Annotated in this window: 14 protein-coding genes; 9 read left to right on the top strand and 5 right to left on the bottom strand. The window is 47.8% G+C overall.

Going from position 1 to position 15292, the window contains the following annotated elements; genetic code table 11:
* The first annotated feature begins 3 nt into the window (after positions 1-3).
* Positions 4-714, top strand: a complete 711-nt coding sequence (gene phoU / locus C942_RS14225) for a phosphate signaling complex protein PhoU (RefSeq protein ID WP_007466740.1) — start codon at positions 4-6, stop codon at positions 712-714.
* A 69-nt stretch (positions 715-783) separates the two neighbouring features.
* On the opposite strand, the gene ppk2 is transcribed toward phoU, so the two are convergent.
* From ppk2 to C942_RS14210, 3 genes are all read right to left on the bottom strand, one after another.
* Positions 784-1575, bottom strand: a complete 792-nt coding sequence (gene ppk2 / locus C942_RS14220) for a polyphosphate kinase 2 (RefSeq protein ID WP_007466737.1) — start codon at positions 1573-1575, stop codon at positions 784-786.
* Positions 1576-1710: 135 nt separating this feature from the next.
* Complete coding sequence (locus C942_RS14215) at positions 1711-2448, bottom strand: copper homeostasis protein CutC (RefSeq protein ID WP_007466735.1); 738 nt, start codon at positions 2446-2448, stop codon at positions 1711-1713.
* 229 nt (positions 2449-2677) lie between these two features.
* Positions 2678-3280 (bottom strand): peroxiredoxin C, encoded by a 603-nt coding sequence (locus C942_RS14210; protein ID WP_007466733.1) that lies wholly within the window; start codon positions 3278-3280, stop codon positions 2678-2680.
* Between the two features lie 132 nt (positions 3281-3412).
* On the opposite strand from C942_RS14210, the gene C942_RS14205 reads away from it, so the two are divergent.
* The 3 genes from C942_RS14205 (at position 3413) to aceA (ending at position 7961) form a co-directional block, all read left to right on the top strand.
* The gene (locus C942_RS14205) at positions 3413-4309 is read left to right on the top strand and encodes a hydrogen peroxide-inducible genes activator (protein ID WP_007466731.1); all 897 of its coding nucleotides are present in this window, start codon (positions 3413-3415) and stop codon (positions 4307-4309) included.
* A gap of 603 nt (positions 4310-4912) precedes the next feature.
* Positions 4913-6523 carry a malate synthase A gene (aceB, locus tag C942_RS14200; protein ID WP_007466729.1) on the top strand — a complete coding sequence of 537 codons (1611 nt, stop codon included), beginning with the start codon at positions 4913-4915 and terminating at the stop codon, positions 6521-6523.
* 133 nt (positions 6524-6656) lie between these two features.
* Positions 6657-7961 (top strand): isocitrate lyase, encoded by a 1305-nt coding sequence (aceA, locus tag C942_RS14195; RefSeq protein ID WP_007466727.1) that lies wholly within the window; start codon positions 6657-6659, stop codon positions 7959-7961.
* Positions 7962-8122: 161 nt separating this feature from the next.
* On the opposite strand, the gene C942_RS14190 is transcribed toward aceA, so the two are convergent.
* Positions 8123-8707: an acyl carrier protein phosphodiesterase gene (locus tag C942_RS14190; protein WP_007466726.1), complete on the bottom strand. Its 585-nt coding sequence runs from the start codon at positions 8705-8707 to the stop codon at positions 8123-8125.
* 6 nt (positions 8708-8713) lie between these two features.
* On the bottom strand, positions 8714-9178 hold the full coding sequence (locus tag C942_RS14185) for a CBS domain-containing protein (RefSeq protein ID WP_007466724.1): 465 nt from the start codon (positions 9176-9178) through the stop codon (positions 8714-8716).
* 217 nt (positions 9179-9395) lie between these two features.
* On the opposite strand from C942_RS14185, the gene C942_RS14180 reads away from it, so the two are divergent.
* The 5 genes from C942_RS14180 (at position 9396) to secD (ending at position 15286) form a co-directional block, all read left to right on the top strand.
* Positions 9396-10547: a S1 family peptidase gene (locus tag C942_RS14180; protein ID WP_007466722.1), complete on the top strand. Its 1152-nt coding sequence runs from the start codon at positions 9396-9398 to the stop codon at positions 10545-10547.
* 96 nt (positions 10548-10643) lie between these two features.
* Positions 10644-11696: a tRNA preQ1(34) S-adenosylmethionine ribosyltransferase-isomerase QueA gene (gene queA, locus C942_RS14175; protein ID WP_007466720.1), complete on the top strand. Its 1053-nt coding sequence runs from the start codon at positions 10644-10646 to the stop codon at positions 11694-11696.
* A 231-nt stretch (positions 11697-11927) separates the two neighbouring features.
* On the top strand, positions 11928-13058 hold the full coding sequence (gene tgt / locus C942_RS14170; protein WP_007466716.1) for a tRNA guanosine(34) transglycosylase Tgt: 1131 nt from the start codon (positions 11928-11930) through the stop codon (positions 13056-13058).
* Positions 13059-13074: 16 nt separating this feature from the next.
* Positions 13075-13407: a preprotein translocase subunit YajC gene (yajC, locus tag C942_RS14165; RefSeq protein ID WP_007466714.1), complete on the top strand. Its 333-nt coding sequence runs from the start codon at positions 13075-13077 to the stop codon at positions 13405-13407.
* A gap of 25 nt (positions 13408-13432) precedes the next feature.
* Positions 13433-15286: a protein translocase subunit SecD gene (gene secD, locus C942_RS14160; RefSeq protein WP_007466712.1), complete on the top strand. Its 1854-nt coding sequence runs from the start codon at positions 13433-13435 to the stop codon at positions 15284-15286.
* The last annotated feature ends 6 nt before the right edge of the window (positions 15287-15292 follow it).

Genomic DNA, 15292 nt, shown 5'->3' with positions numbered 1-15292 from the left:
AGCATGTTGGATAATTTAAGTCTGGGTCGCCATATCTCCGGCCAGTTTCATGCCGAGTTAGAGAGCATCCGAACCCATGTATTGGCAATGGGGGGGCTGGTTGAACAGCAACTGGCTGACTCGCTGAAAGCGATGCACAAGCAGGATGATGAGCTGGCCCGGCGGGTAATTAAAGACGATCACAAAGTAAATGCCATGGAAGTGGCGATTGATGAAGCTTGTACCCGTATTATTGCCAAGCGTCAGCCAACCGCGAGTGACTTACGTTTGGTGATTGCAATTATCAAGACGATTACCGATCTCGAACGCATTGGCGATGTGGCCGAAAGCATTGCCAAGGTGGCGCTGGAGAATTTTTCTAATAAGCAGTACAACCTGCTGGTTTCGCTAGAGGCGCTGGGCCTTCACGCTGTCAGAATGCTGCATGAAGTGCTGGATGCTTTTGCCCGGATGGATGTGAAGGCGGCCATTCGCGTCTATCAGGAAGATGATCGTATCGACCGTGAATATGAAGCGATTATTCGCCAATTGATGACTTACATGATGGAAGATCCGCGCTCGATTCCGAATGTGCTTCAGGTTATGTGGTCTGCCCGATCAATTGAGCGGGTAGGGGATCGCTGCCAGAATATTTGCGAGTACATTATCTATTTCGTTAAAGGCAAGGATATTCGCCATACCAGCCATGACGAACTGGAAGAGTTTCTGAAATAATACTTTGGCTTGTTAATTCAATAGAAAAATCCCGGCTAACACAGCTGGGATTTTTTATTTTTAGCACGATTAATCTTTATCAAACAGATCCGGGACAAAGGTTTGGGTATCCATTGGCGGTCGCATATAACCTTCTTTGCTGATCTCCGGAAGTTCGATGTGAGGATAATGGATTTCTTCGTAGGGAATATGCGACAGCAAATGTGAAATACAGTTGATGCGGGCTTTCTTTTTATCATCACTGTTCACCACCCACCACGGACAGTTCTTGGTATCTGTATAAGCAAACATTTTGTCTTTGGCTTCTGAATATTCCGCCCAGCGCTCACGGGATTCCAAGTCCATCGGGCTGAACTTCCAGCGTTTTACCGGGGTGTGAATTCGCTCAAGAAAGCGCTTTTCCTGTATTTCGTCGGAGACGGAGAACCAGTATTTCAGGATGATGATACCCGAACGTTGCAACATGCGTTCGAATTCAGGGCAGGAGCGGAGAAACTCATCGTATTCTTCATCAGTACAAAAACCCATGACTTTTTCCACTCCGGCCCGGTTGTACCAACTGCGATCGAACAGCACCATTTCGCCAGCAGACGGTAGATGAGCAACATAGCGCTGGAAATACCATTGTGTTTTTTCTTTTTCCGTTGGTTTTGACAGGGCTGTAATCCGGCATACCCGCGGGTTCAATTTTTCAATAATACGTTTGATCACTCCGCCTTTCCCTGCCGCATCTCGTCCTTCAAAGATGACGAGAACCTTCATGCCCGAGTGCTTTATCCATTCCTGAAGCTTGACCAACTCGACCTGCAATCGTTCAAGTTCTTTCTCGTAGTCTTTCTTTTTGAGTTTCTTACTGCCCATACATCACTCCATTTCCCTGGCTGTTTCGCACGCTTATATCTCTTTAATAGTAATGCGTTTTGGAAATGAGTGATGAGAAAGGTTGATGACTTTGAAATAAAAGAGCCTGCATTTGCAGGATCTTATTTTATGTGGTTATTGCGGAGCTTTTAAAACGGCCTTCACTTTCTCTGCTGAGGTAACAGGAACACTGAAATCATCAACATCGGCATTGCCCATATAAGCCTGTTTGGAATAGTTAATCATCATGCTTGGGCGGGTGGTTTTGCCTGAAAGATGAACTTCTTTCACTCCGGTTTTACTGATAATTTCCGCTACATTATTCGCTGTGACACCAGCTCCCGCCATAATGTTCAGGCGATCGCCGCAGAATTGGACCATTTCCGCAATGGTATCTGCACCGGACAATGCATTAGCCTGCAATCCAGAAGTAAGTACGCGCTCACATTCTGCGCTCATGATGTTCTCAAGGGCGGTAAAAGGGTCGATACATTGATCAATAGCGCGGTGGAAAGTCACACCTAGGCCCTGAGCTTCTTTCATCAAACTACGGAGAATATCGGTATCGACTTCTCCCTGTGCATTCAATACGCCAACAACAACACCCTGCAAACTGGCACTTCGGGCCGCGTGAATATCGGCCAGCATAATTTCGACATCGTCGTCGTTAAACAGAAAATCGCCCTGGCGCGGACGAATCATGGCATAGACAGGAATGTCAGCGGTGCGGGCTGCCTGCTTCATAAAGCCAAAGCTCGGGGTCAGGCCACCAAGTGCCAAGGATGAACATAGCTCAATACGGGTGGCGCCACCTTGCTGCGCATAGTGGAGAGATTCGATGTTATCAATACAAACTTCGAGGTGGTTAAGCATAGGAACGGATTATGGTTGGGAACGTACAGGCAGTGTAATGGATTGTTTTAGAGCTGGCGACAGGAGGGAGGATAATTGAGAGGCGAGATTAGTGCAGATATAAAAAGGGCCCGGTGTGTCCGGGCCTCATTATTTTTTTGCCAAGTTGGCTGACTTTGGCTTTACGCTATTGCGTTCTTTTACCTCAACACCGTGAGCATGGTGTTGTTAACTCTTCGCTGGCGAAGAATTACAGGTCTTCAGTGTGCTCAGACAGGTATGCAGCAACACCTTTTGGAGATGCATCCATACCAGCTTTACCTTCTTCCCACTGTGCAGGGCAAACTTCACCATTCTTTTGGTGGAAGTTCAGAGCGTCAACCATGCGCAGCATCTCGTCGATGTTACGGCCAAGAGGCAGGTCGTTAACTACCTGGTGACGTACAACACCGTCTTCGTCGATTAGGAAAGAACCGCGGAAAGCTACGCCTGCTTCTGGGTGCTCAACGTCGTAAGCTTTACAGATTTCGTGCTTAACGTCAGCAACTAGTGGGTACTTAACCTGACCGATACCGCCGTCTTCAACCGCAGTGTTACGCCATGCGTTGTGAGAGAACTGAGAATCGATAGAAACACCAATTACTTCAACACCTTTCGCCTGGAAATCTTCGAAGCGCTTGTCAAAAGCGATCAGCTCAGATGGGCATACGAAAGTGAAGTCTAGTGGGTAGAAGAAAACTACCGCTTTTTTACCTTTTGTAAATTCTGCGAAGTTGAAGTTTTCAACGATTTCGCCGTTACCTAGAACAGCTGCAGCAGTAAAATCTGGTGCTTGACGACCTACTAGTACCATTTGGTTGCTCCTGAAAAATTCGGTTACCTGCTAACTACTTGGTTAGCCTCCGTGTTTGGACGAGACAAACTATAGCTAAACTGATAAATTGGAAAAAGCGGAATAAATAGATTGATGTAATCGAAAAATACGATGAACAAGTTTCCCTCCCTTAAACAGCTGCATTATCTGGTGACTTTGTTTGAAACTCGGCACTTTGGTGAAGCGGCAAAGAAATGCTTTGTCAGCCAGTCGACGCTGAGTTCTGGTGTCCAAAATTTGGAAGAGTTGATTGGTTGTCAGTTAATAGAAAGAGATAACAAATCCCTGGTCTTTACCTCTACCGGTGAAGATGTCGTGGTGCGCAGTCGTGAACTGCTGGCTCGCAGCCAGGATTTGATGGAATTGTCCAACTGTACCGGAGACGGTATGGAAGGGCAGTTGCGGATCGGTTGTATTCCGACCATTGCCCCATTCCTATTGTGCGATTTGGTTCAGGAGGTAAACCGCCTTCACCCGAACCTGCATTTGTTATTGCGTGAAGATACTACGGCAAACTTGCTGACGGCTTTGCGTAATGGCGAGATGGACGTACTGATTCTGGCTTTGCCGATGGAAGTGAACGGTATGCACAGTCAGGTGGTAGGCCGTGACGCATTTAAGATGGTGATCAGTAAGCTCCAGGCTGAAAGCGTTAGTGTCCCGCTGCGTTATGCTGATCTGCCGGATGAATCCGTTTTCCTTTTGGAGAAAGAGCACTGTCTGACTGAGCATGCTGTTTCTGCCTGTAAGTTGACGACTAAAGAGAAGATCAACCCGTTTACGGCTACCAGTTTGCACACATTAGTTCAGATGGTTGCCAATGGTTTGGGGACGACTTTCATTCCACAGATGGCGATTGACCACGGCTTACTGGATAATCAGAACTTGGTTATCATTGATCCGCCGGGTCAGGAGTCATATCGCGAAATTGGTCTGGTATGGCGTCCGACATCCAGCCGGGTTCGTACATTTAATCGCTTGGCCGAGATTGTTCGGGAGCTTCTGTAGCCCTTTTCTTATCGTGCTGACCGTTTCCCTGCGTTGTCAGCACTTTATTCCACTCTTTTTGTCTTTCCCGATATTTCCCAACCTTGCAGCACCAGTAAAAACCATACCGGTTTGTAGACTTTTTCTGTTTCGCTTTGCGAATAAATGAAATTGATTGAGTAACAAAATGCATCATGTTTGTATAAATCAAATGCATATTCGATGCTTAAGTGATTGTTTTTTATTCTTCAATATTCATATTTACGGTTAGGGTTGTGTTTCAAACACTATTTAACCCCAATATTTACAAGGGTACTTTGTGTAATTAAATTACGTAAGTAGTTACAGTTTTGGGCTGGTGGACAAGAATGGCTAAAAACCGAGCATTTTGCTGGAATTTGTTTTAATTCAGTGTTTTGAGTTATAGCTCTACTTTATTTAAGTGTTTGATTTTAAATGTCATTGCTGGTTTTTAACGTCAGGTGGTTGAGGCGGCATATTTGCATTTATTTATTTGCTTCGGCAATGTAAGCAAAATGTTAAAGGAACCATTTGCTAATATGGATGAATAATGACTACTAATAAAAGTGGTGATTAAGTTACAAACTGAAGGGAGCGTAGGAAATGGACAGAAATACTCCACCCGTTCAGCAAAGTGAATTGACTTTGCAGGCACAACTGACAGAGCAGCAGAAAGAGATATTAAATGATGACGTGCTGCAGTTTGTTGGGCGACTGGTTCAACGATTTTCCTCGCGAGTCCCTGAGCTTCTTGCTGCTCGGGAAGAGCGCCAGAAAGCGATTGATGCCGGTGCACTGCCGGACTTTCTTCCTGAAACGGCGGACATTCGAGAAGGGAACTGGACGATCCGGAATATTCCTGAAGATCTTCAGGATCGCCGAGTGGAAATAACAGGTCCTGTCGATCGTAAGATGGTGATCAATGCCTTAAATGCCAATGTAAAAGTATTTATGGCGGACTTTGAAGACTCATTTGCTCCGGCTTGGGATGCTGTTCTGGACGGACAGCGAAATCTGCGTGACGCCGTTAACGGTAGCATTTCTTACACCCACCCGGAATCCGGCAAGGAGTATCAGCTTAATGACAACCCCGCAGTATTGATCTGCCGTGTTCGTGGTCTTCACCTGCCTGAAAAACACCTGCTCTGGAACGGAGAACCTATCCCCGGATCTTTATTTGATTTTGCTTTGTACTTTTACCATAACTACAAACAGTTACTGGCAAAAGGAAGCGGCCCGTATTTTTATATCCCTAAGTTGCAGGCCCATCAGGAAGCTGCCTGGTGGAATGATGTCTTTAGTTTTACTGAAGATGAATTTGGCCTGCCGCGAGGCACTATCAAGGCAACGGTGTTGATTGAAACATTACCGGCGGTATTTGAGATGGATGAGATTCTGTATCACCTCAAAGATCATATCGTAGGCCTTAACTGTGGTCGCTGGGATTACATTTTCAGCTACATCAAGACACTGAAGAACCATCCGGACCGGATTTTGCCGGATCGTCAGGTCGTGACTATGGATAAACCCTTCCTCAATGCCTATTCGCGCTTATTGGTGAAAACATGCCACCGTCGCGGTGCATTTGCGATGGGGGGAATGGCGGCATTTATCCCGTCCAAAGAGCCAGAGCGTAATGCCTGGGTGCTGAATAAAATTCAGACCGATAAGTCGCTGGAAGCAAACAATGGTCATGACGGAACATGGGTTGCCCATCCGGGGTTGGCCGATACAGCCAAGGCCGTGTTTGACGATGCGCTGGGTGCACGTAATAACCAGCTGGATATACGTCGGGGAGAAGATGCGCCGGTCACGGCAGCAGATCTGCTTGAGCCATGTGACGGTGAACGAACCGATGAAGGTATGCGCCATAACATTCGTGTTGCGGTTCAGTATATTGAAGCCTGGGTTTCCGGTAATGGTTGTGTGCCGATTTATGGATTGATGGAAGATGCGGCAACAGCCGAGATATCCAGAGCGTCAATCTGGCAGTGGATAAAACACGGTAAAGCGTTGAGTAACGGTGAGGTAGTGACGAAAGCGCTGTTTGAGCAAATGCTGGAAGAAGAAATGATAGTGCTTGAGCAGGAGCTTGGCAGTGAGGTGTTCAGCCAGGGACGCTATCGGGAAGCCGCCACGCTGATGTCAAAGCTGACTACCAGTGATGAGTTGGTGAACTTCCTGACACTACCGGGATATGAGTACCTGCAGTAGCAGGAGAATTTAGAGAGAAGAGAAAGGCCTCTGCATGTCGGGGTTTTGGCAGGGCCTGGAAGCCTTAAGAAGAAGTTGACCGATAACGGAGACGTTAAGCGGACTATCGCCAAATGAAACGAGGGACATCATTATGACATTGACTCGCCAGCAACAAATCGAAGCACTTGAAAAGGATTGGGCTGAGAATCCACGTTGGAAGAACGTTAAGCGTACTTATACAGCGGAAGAGGTGATTAACCTCCGAGGTTCGTTTGCTCCGGCCAACACTATCGCCCAGCGTGGTGCGGACAAGCTTTGGGAACTGGTCAATGGTTCGGCGAAAAAAGGGTACGTTAACTGTCTGGGTGCGCTGACCGGCGGTCAGGCAGTTCAGCAGGCGAAAGCCGGTATTGAAGCGATTTATCTGTCTGGCTGGCAGGTGGCAGCGGATAATAACACGGCTTCAAGCATGTATCCTGACCAGTCTCTGTATCCGGTCGATTCTGTACCTGCGGTGGTTAAACGCATTAACAATTCTTTCCGTCGCGCGGATCAGATCCAGTGGTCTAATGGTGCCACACCGGAAGACGGTATCGACTACTTCCTGCCAATTGTTGCGGATGCAGAAGCGGGTTTTGGTGGTGTGCTTAATGCTTACGAGCTGATGCGTAACATGATTGATGCCGGTGCGGCCGGTGTTCACTTTGAAGATCAGCTGGCCTCGGTGAAAAAATGTGGTCATATGGGCGGTAAGGTACTGGTTCCTACCCAGGAAGCGGTGCAGAAACTGGTTGCCGCGCGTCTGGCTGCTGATGTTGCCGGAACAACTACGCTGGTTATTGCCCGTACAGATGCCAATGCGGCTGATCTGCTGACTTCAGATTGCGACCCGTATGATAAAGACTTCATTATGGGTGAGCGTACAGCGGAAGGTTTCTATCGTGTCCGTGCCGGTATCGACCAGGCGATTGCCCGTGGTTTGGCATATGCGCCTTATGCTGATTTGATTTGGTGTGAAACGGCGACGCCTTGTCTGGAAGAGGCTCGTAAGTTTGCAGAAGCGATTCATGCTCAGTATCCGGATCAGCTGCTGGCTTATAACTGCTCGCCATCATTTAATTGGGAGAAAAACCTGGATGCCGAGACCATTGCCAAGTTCCAGCAGGAGCTGTCGGATATGGGCTACAAGTACCAGTTCATTACTCTGGCGGGTATCCACAATATGTGGTTTAACATGTTCGAGTTGGCTCATGCCTATGCTCAGGGCGAAGGTATGAAGCATTATGTGGATATGGTGCAGCGCCCTGAGTTTGCGGCGGCAGAGAAGGGCTATACCTTTGTGGCTCACCAGCAGGAAGTGGGCACTGGTTACTTCGATAAGATGACCAACACCATTCAGGGCGGTCAGTCTTCAGTTACAGCGCTGACCGGCTCCACTGAGGAAGATCAGTTTTAAACGGAATCACCCTAGCTAATTGTTGTTATTTATTGGGTTAACTGTAGGTTGCTACAGGGTATGATGTGATACATAACTTCTGTTATGGTTCGGGAGCGCAATGCGCTCCCTTCTTTTATTTTGGGGCTGTAGAAGTGGTTGTTTATATGCAAAGAATGATTTTATTGCTGTGAGCGAAAAGCTTCGGCTGCCTTAATAATTTGCGGGTAAAGGGCTGCAAACTGTTGTTCGAAGAAGTCGTAATGCTGTGCGATAAACGGCGGGCAGTTAGCCAGCTGGTACAGCTTCGGACGTCGTTGCGCCATTCGCTCCAGTGCCGTGGTGATAGTTGTGCGTTCTCTGTACTGTAATAGCCACTGGTATTGCCACATTCTTGCCATTGTCTGGCGGTAGCTGTCAGGCAGGTTGTCCTGAAATTGTTCTACCTGGTTTTGTGCCTGCTCGACAAAGACGGTTAATGGCTGGTGGTGGTAGTGCTCCCAGTGTTTAGCCAGAAAGTGATCCCATGTGATATCAAGCGCAATGCCGCTAACCCTTCGTGTTTCCGGTGAAAACCGCTGCCGGCAGCAGAGGACTTCCGGCATGGCATCAATGTAGCTGTCAACAAAGCGATGTAGCTTGATTCCGTCAGCGACCGGACGCTCATAGCGCGCATAAGGATCCCCCCGGACAAAATCAGCCAGTAAATTACCCGCCAGATGGCTTTGGCAGCGATCGGCAAGGTGCAGGTGTGCCAGAAAATTCATGAATTACTAATATAAACCTGTTTCATTGCTTTCTGTTTCTGTCGGCTCCACTTCTTCCTGAATTTCCAACAAGTTAATTGCGATTGCGACAAAATCCGAATCGGTAATTATCCCGACCAGTTTGTTGTGTAGTAGTACAGGCAAACAACCGATTTTATGCTTCTGCATGTAAAGGGCGGCTTCCTTCAGGCCTGCTTTGGGCTCAACACTGAATAGGCTGCGGTGCATGCATTGTTCCAGCGGAATATCCAGAGCTGAGATAAAGGTAGACTTATGTACCTGTTCCAGGCTGGATTCCTGCGCGGAAAGGATATCTCGCTGGCTGACCAGGCCAACTAAGTGGTTGTCTTTATCTGTAACGGGAACGTGGTGTATTCCTTTGTCTTCCATGAGCTTCTTTGCGTCAGCCAAAGTTTGGGTTGAGGTTAGGGTATGCGGATGCGGTGTCATCATGTCAGCAACTGTAAACATATAAACCTCCGTAGCGACTGCTGAATTAATCCATTTATTGTTCACTCACTTATTTCATCTCACTGCAATTTGAATGTAGCTAATCTTGCGCTGACTACATATGACCGGAATCAAAATTTTTACCAGTTGTTATTCTGTTTCATTTTTGTTTGTTTCCGGTTAATTCTGAGGATGTGTCGTATAATCAATGTACAACATTCCCAGAGGGTATGACTTGATGTGTAAGTTACTGTTTCGGTTGTTGTTCTCATTATCAATATGGTTCTCTTTCCTTGCGGTTCCTTTCGCTGCTGCTGAGGATGAACTCCCTTCAGGCCAGTTAAATGCCTCTAATGTGATGTTAAGTAGTGTGACACCGAAAATTATTGGTGGTATTGATTCGTCTGCGAATGAGATCCCCTGGCAAGCCTATCTCAATATGACTTTTCCTAATGGAAACGGCGGTCAGAGTACCTTTGTTTGTGGTGGAGTGGTCATAAGTCAGGATGTTGTATTAACCGCGGCACACTGTTTGCGAAATGGTTCAGATACAGTGACGACGCAAAATATCAAAGTCTGGGCGGGGGGCGTTAGTCTGTTCAGTTTTAGTTCTTTCAATGCTATCGATGTTAGTGAGTTTGTGATTCACCCTTCTTACAATTCAGCCCGTTTCGCTAACGACATCGCAATCCTGAAACTGGCGACATCTTTGCCGAGTACGGCAATACCTATAAAAATGACAGATAGCGCAACGCAGAATCGAGTTGATAACGCGTTTGATCTTGGTTGGGTTGCCAATTCTGAACGTGAACCAAACTTGCTGGTTTCCGGATGGGGGGCGACTGATCCGAATAATACCAGCTCTGGCAGTACCCGATTGAGACAAACTGTACTTTCCGGCGTACCTGATATCGCTTGCGATGCCCAGTGGGGCTCTAATATGAGTCCGTTGGATTATCCGATTTTTCTTTGCGCCGGATCTGTTTCCCCTACTTTGGGAAGGGATAGTTGTTTTGGGGATTCTGGTGGGCCGTTAGTCTGGCAAGACCCACAGGCTTCCAGTGATAGTGATTTCGGGCTGCGCTTAGTTGGCCTGGTTAGTTTTGGTAATGGGTGTGCTGGCATTTTGCCCGGTGTTTACACCGAAGTTGCTAACTACCAAAGCTGGATTGAGCAGGAAGTCGGTGCGGCCGTTAATACTCAACCAACCTCGATTTTCGCATCGAATCCATTTACCCGTGATTACAGCAATGCCGGAGAAGGGCTCGGCTCCGGTGGTAATGTGACGCCAAACTCCGGTGATGGAGATGGGGGGTATATCGGTGGAGGTGGTATGCTGGGTTTGCTAGTTGTTGGTTATTGGCGTCGGCGTATTATATCTATCGTCTGATGCTTATCGTTTCCTCATCAATCAGAAACCATCTTTTCTTGATATTGCAGTAAGGCAGCATATACTAGCTGCCTGCTGTAATTTAGGGCCCGAATGATGCAAGTTTCTGATTTCCACTTTGACCTTCCAGATGAGCTGATTGCTCGTTATCCGCAACCTGAGCGTACTGCCAGCCGTTTGCTTCAGCTGACCGGTGACACCGGTGAGGTGCAGCACAAAGGCTTTAAAGACATTCTTGATCTGGTTCAGCCTGGCGATCTGCTGGTGTTCAACAACACCCGAGTGATCCCAGCGCGTATTTTTGGCCGTAAGGCTTCAGGCGGTAAATTAGAAGTGCTTGTAGAGCGTATGCTGGATGACAAGAGCATTCTGGCTCACGTTCGGTGTTCAAAATCACCTAAGCCGGGCACAGAGCTGCTGTTGGGTGAAAATGATGAATATCAGGCAGAGATGGTAGCTCGTCATGATGCGCTGTTTGAAATTCGCTTCAACAGTGACAAAACCGTGCTGGAAATTCTGGAAGATGTTGGCCACATGCCGCTTCCTCCTTATATTGACCGTCCGGATGAAGATGCCGACAAAGAGCGCTACCAGACAGTCTACAATGCTAAGCCAGGCGCGGTTGCAGCTCCTACTGCCGGTCTGCACTTCGACGAAGAAATCCTGGCCGCGATTAAGGCTAAAGGCGCTTCGTTTGCGTTTGTTACCCTGCACGTTGGTGCCGGTACATTCCAGCCGGTTCGTGTCGACAGCATTGAAGATCACCACATGCACGCTGAGTATGTTGAAGTACCAGAAGAAGTAGTTGCGGCGATTAATGAAACTAAATCCAGCGGTGGCCGCGTTATCGCAGTAGGTACGACGTCGGTTCGTTCACTGGAAAGTGCTGCACAGGATGCTGTGAAAAAAGGTACTGAGCTGAAGCCGTTCTTCGGTGATACCGATATCTTCATCTTCCCTGGCTATGAATTCCAGCTAGTGGATGTGCTGGTAACTAACTTCCACCTGCCGGAATCAACACTGATCATGCTGGTCAGTGCCTTTGCCGGTTACGAACACACTATGAATGCCTATCGTCAGGCGGTAGAGAATAAATATCGCTTCTTCAGCTATGGTGATTCGATGTTTGTTACCCGCAAAACGAAGTAAATTGAACTTAGATTGCTAAGTCAGTGTCTCTTAAGGCTGCTTTTGTTAAAATTGCAGCCTTTGTCGGCTTTATAGTACAGATAAAAAAGTGGTATGAACGAAATACGTTATGCCACAGTTTGAGTTTCTTCCGCTAGGCTTGTTAAGCGTGGCGAGAAAAGCGTACATCAGGCAACTGGCCTTTTGTACTGAGTGTAATGTCAGATTGTTTCTCTGGCTTTTGGAGGCTTTGTGAAATTTGAATTAGATAAAACTCAGGGACGCGCCCGTCGCGGTCGCCTGCAGTTTGAACGTGGAACTGTTGAAACGCCAGCATTTATGCCTGTTGGTACTTACGGTACCGTAAAGGGTATGACTCCGGAAGAAGTAAAAGATACCGGTGCTCAGATCCTGCTGGGTAATACTTTCCACCTGTGGCTGCGCCCGGGGCAGGAAGTAATGAAGATGCATGGCGACCTGCATGATTTTATGCAGTGGCAGGGCCCTATCCTGACTGATTCAGGCGGCTTCCAGGTATTCAGTTTGGGTGATATCCGTAAGATCACCGAAGAAGGCGTACATTTCCGTAACCCGGTAAACGGTGACAAGATTTTCATGGACGCAGAAAAGTCGATGGAAATCCAGAAAGACCTGGGTTCTGACATCGTAATGATCTTCGACGAGTGTACACCATACCCGGCGACACACGATGAAGCGAAGAAGTCTATGGAAATGTCACTGCGCTGGGCTCAGCGTAGCCGTAACCATTTTGATAAACTTGGTAACAAAAATTCACTGTTCGGTATCGTACAGGGTAGTGTATATGAAGACTTGCGCGATGTTTCTGTTGAAGGCCTGACTAATATTGGTTTCGACGGTTACGCGGTAGGTGGCCTGGCTGTAGGTGAGCCGAAGGAAGATATGCACCGTATCCTGGAGCACACTTGTCCGCAGTTGCCTGAAGACAAGCCACGTTACCTGATGGGTGTTGGTAAGCCGGAGGATCTGGTGGAAGGTGTTCGTCGCGGTATCGATATGTTTGACTGCGTAATGCCTACCCGAAATGCCCGTAATGGCCACCTGTTTGTGACTGGCGGTGTGATCAAGATCCGTAATGCGAAACATAAAACAGATACAACACCTCTTGATCCGCATTGTGACTGTTACACTTGTCGCAATTACACCAAGGCGTATCTGTATCACCTGGATAAATGTAATGAAATCCTGGGTGCGCGTCTTAATACAATCCATAACTTACGTTACTATCAGCGTTTGATGGCTAGTATCCGTAAGGCGATTGAAGAAGATCGTTTCGATGCATTTGTAGAAGAATTCTACGCGCGTCGTGACCGTGAAGTTCCACCACTGAATGACAACAAATAAACGAGGACGTTAGTAAATGAGTCTTATTTCTCAAGCACACGCAGCAGCTGAAGGCGCACCACAGGGTGGCAGCATGCAGCTTTTCATCATGCTTGGCCTGTTCGCTGTAATTTTTTACTTCATGATTTATCGTCCACAGGCCAAACGCGTTAAAGAGCACAAGAACCTGATGTCTTCGATGTCAAAAGGTGATGAAGTGCTAACTAACGGTGGTCTGGTTGGTAAAATCTCTAAGATTTCTGAAGATAACGACTACATTGTGATCGCTCTGAATGACACTAATGAAGTTACTATCAAGAAAGATTTCGTTTCTGCTGTTTTGCCTAAAGGCACAATGAAATCTCTGTAAAAATTTGCTCTGAAGGATCATAGCAGTGTTAAACCGTTATCCTTTGTGGAAGAACCTGATGGTGGTGTTTGCACTGATCATCGGTTTGCTTTACGCACTTCCCAATGTTTACGGTGAAGATCCGGCAATTCAAATCTCCGGGGCGCGTGGCGCCTCGGTAGATATGGCTGCGCTGGATGCTGTCACCGAAGATTTAAAACAAAATCACATCTCTTACAAATCTGTCGCTTTCGAAAACGGTACTGTACTGGTCCGCTTTAACGATACTGATACGCAAATCAGTGCCCGCGATATTCTTAATGAACAGCTTGGCGACGACTACGTTGTTGCTCTTAACCTGGCTGCTTCAACTCCTGACTGGCTGGAATCTATCGGCGCAACACCAATGAAACTGGGTCTTGACCTGCGTGGTGGTGTGCACTTCCTGATGGAAGTTGATATGGACGCCGCGATGGACAAGCTTCTGGGTCAGCAGGAAGAAACTTTCCGTACTGAATTGCGTGAGGCGAAAATCCGCTACCGTGCGATCAGCAAAACGGATTCTACCGTTGAAGTTCGCCTGCGTAATGCCGAGCAGTTGTCACAAGCTAAAGCTGCACTTGTTAAGCTTCACCCGGACATGCTGTTTACCGACAATGACAGCAACGGTCGCTTCATTCTGTCTGCACAGTTTACCGATGCTCGTCTGAAAGAAATTCGCAACTATGCGGTAGACCAGAACATTACCATCCTTCGTAACCGTGTTAACGAACTGGGTGTTGCCGAGCCATTGGTTCAGCGCCAGGGCGCCAACCGTATCGTGGTTGAGCTGCCGGGTGTTCAGGATACAGCTCGTGCGAAAGAAATTCTGGGTGCAACCGCAACATTGGAATTCCGTGAAGTAGACAGCGCTGCAGACTTGGCAGCAGCGGCTTCTGGCCGTGTACCACCGGGCAGCGAAGTGAAATTCACTCGTGACCAGCGTCCGGTTGTACTGAAGAAGCGTGTGATCCTGTCTGGTGCTCACATCACAGATGCAAGCTCAAGTGCCGATGAATACGGTCGTCCGCAGGTAAATATCTCGCTGGACAGCGAAGGCGGCAGCAAGATGACAGCCTTCTCACGTAACAACGTGGGTAAGTTGATGGCAACGGTCTTCACTGAATACAAAGACAGTGGCGAACGCGATCCTAACGGTAAAGTGCTCCTGGAAAAACACGAAGAAGTGATTAACCAGGCAACGATTCAGACAGCTCTGGGCCGTAACTTCCGTATTACCGGTATCGACTCTCAGGCTGAAGCTCACAACCTGGCGCTGCTACTGCGTGCCGGTGCGCTGATTGCTCCGATTTCAATCGTTGAAGAACGTACCATTGGTCCTTCTATGGGGCAGCAGAATATCGACATGGGTATTCAGGCCTGTATCTGGGGCATGATCGCGGTAATGTTGTTTACCCTGGTTTACTACCGTAAGTTCGGCCTGATTGCCAATATGGCTCTGGGTATGAACCTGATTCTGATCATCGGTGTGATGTCTATGGTGCCTGGCGCAACCATGACCCTGCCGGGTATTGCCGGTATCGTACTGACGGTAGGTATGGCAGTCGATGCCAACGTACTGATCTTCGAGCGTATCCGTGAAGAGCTTCGTGAGGGCCGCAGTCCTCAGCATGCGATTCAGCAAGGTTACGCGAACGCATTCAGTACCATTGCCGATGCCAACATCACTACGCTGATCACTGCAATCATCCTGTTTGCGGTGGGTACGGGCGCAATCAAAGGCTTCGCGGTAACGCTGTCGATCGGTATCCTGACATCAATGTTTACTGCGATTGTCGGTACCCGTGCAGTTGTTAACTTTATCTACGGCGGTAAGCGCGTAGATAAACTGTCGATCTAAGGAGAC

It is taken from the genome of Photobacterium marinum (genome assembly GCF_000331515.1).
Classification (GTDB): domain Bacteria; phylum Pseudomonadota; class Gammaproteobacteria; order Enterobacterales; family Vibrionaceae; genus Photobacterium; species Photobacterium marinum.
Note: the sequence above shows the minus strand (reverse complement) of the source record. Positions and strands in the feature narration are given on the sequence as shown.

Excerpts from the sequence above, each read along its gene's own strand:
- phoU (WP_007466740.1), top strand. The coding sequence starts at position 4 with ATGTTGGATAATTTAAGTCTGGGTCGCCATATCTCCGGCCAGTTTCAT.
- ppk2 (WP_007466737.1), bottom strand. The coding sequence starts at position 1,575 with ATGGGCAGTAAGAAACTCAAAAAGAAAGACTACGAGAAAGAACTTGAA.
- C942_RS14215 (WP_007466735.1), bottom strand. The coding sequence starts at position 2,448 with ATGCTTAACCACCTCGAAGTTTGTATTGATAACATCGAATCTCTCCAC.
- C942_RS14210 (WP_007466733.1), bottom strand. The coding sequence starts at position 3,280 with ATGGTACTAGTAGGTCGTCAAGCACCAGATTTTACTGCTGCAGCTGTT.
- C942_RS14205 (WP_007466731.1), top strand. The coding sequence starts at position 3,413 with ATGAACAAGTTTCCCTCCCTTAAACAGCTGCATTATCTGGTGACTTTG.
- aceB (WP_007466729.1), top strand. The coding sequence starts at position 4,913 with ATGGACAGAAATACTCCACCCGTTCAGCAAAGTGAATTGACTTTGCAG.
- aceA (WP_007466727.1), top strand. The coding sequence starts at position 6,657 with ATGACATTGACTCGCCAGCAACAAATCGAAGCACTTGAAAAGGATTGG.
- C942_RS14190 (WP_007466726.1), bottom strand. The coding sequence starts at position 8,707 with ATGAATTTTCTGGCACACCTGCACCTTGCCGATCGCTGCCAAAGCCAT.
- C942_RS14185 (WP_007466724.1), bottom strand. The coding sequence starts at position 9,178 with ATGTTTACAGTTGCTGACATGATGACACCGCATCCGCATACCCTAACC.
- C942_RS14180 (WP_007466722.1), top strand. The coding sequence starts at position 9,396 with ATGTGTAAGTTACTGTTTCGGTTGTTGTTCTCATTATCAATATGGTTC.
- queA (WP_007466720.1), top strand. The coding sequence starts at position 10,644 with ATGCAAGTTTCTGATTTCCACTTTGACCTTCCAGATGAGCTGATTGCT.
- yajC (WP_007466714.1), top strand. The coding sequence starts at position 13,075 with ATGAGTCTTATTTCTCAAGCACACGCAGCAGCTGAAGGCGCACCACAG.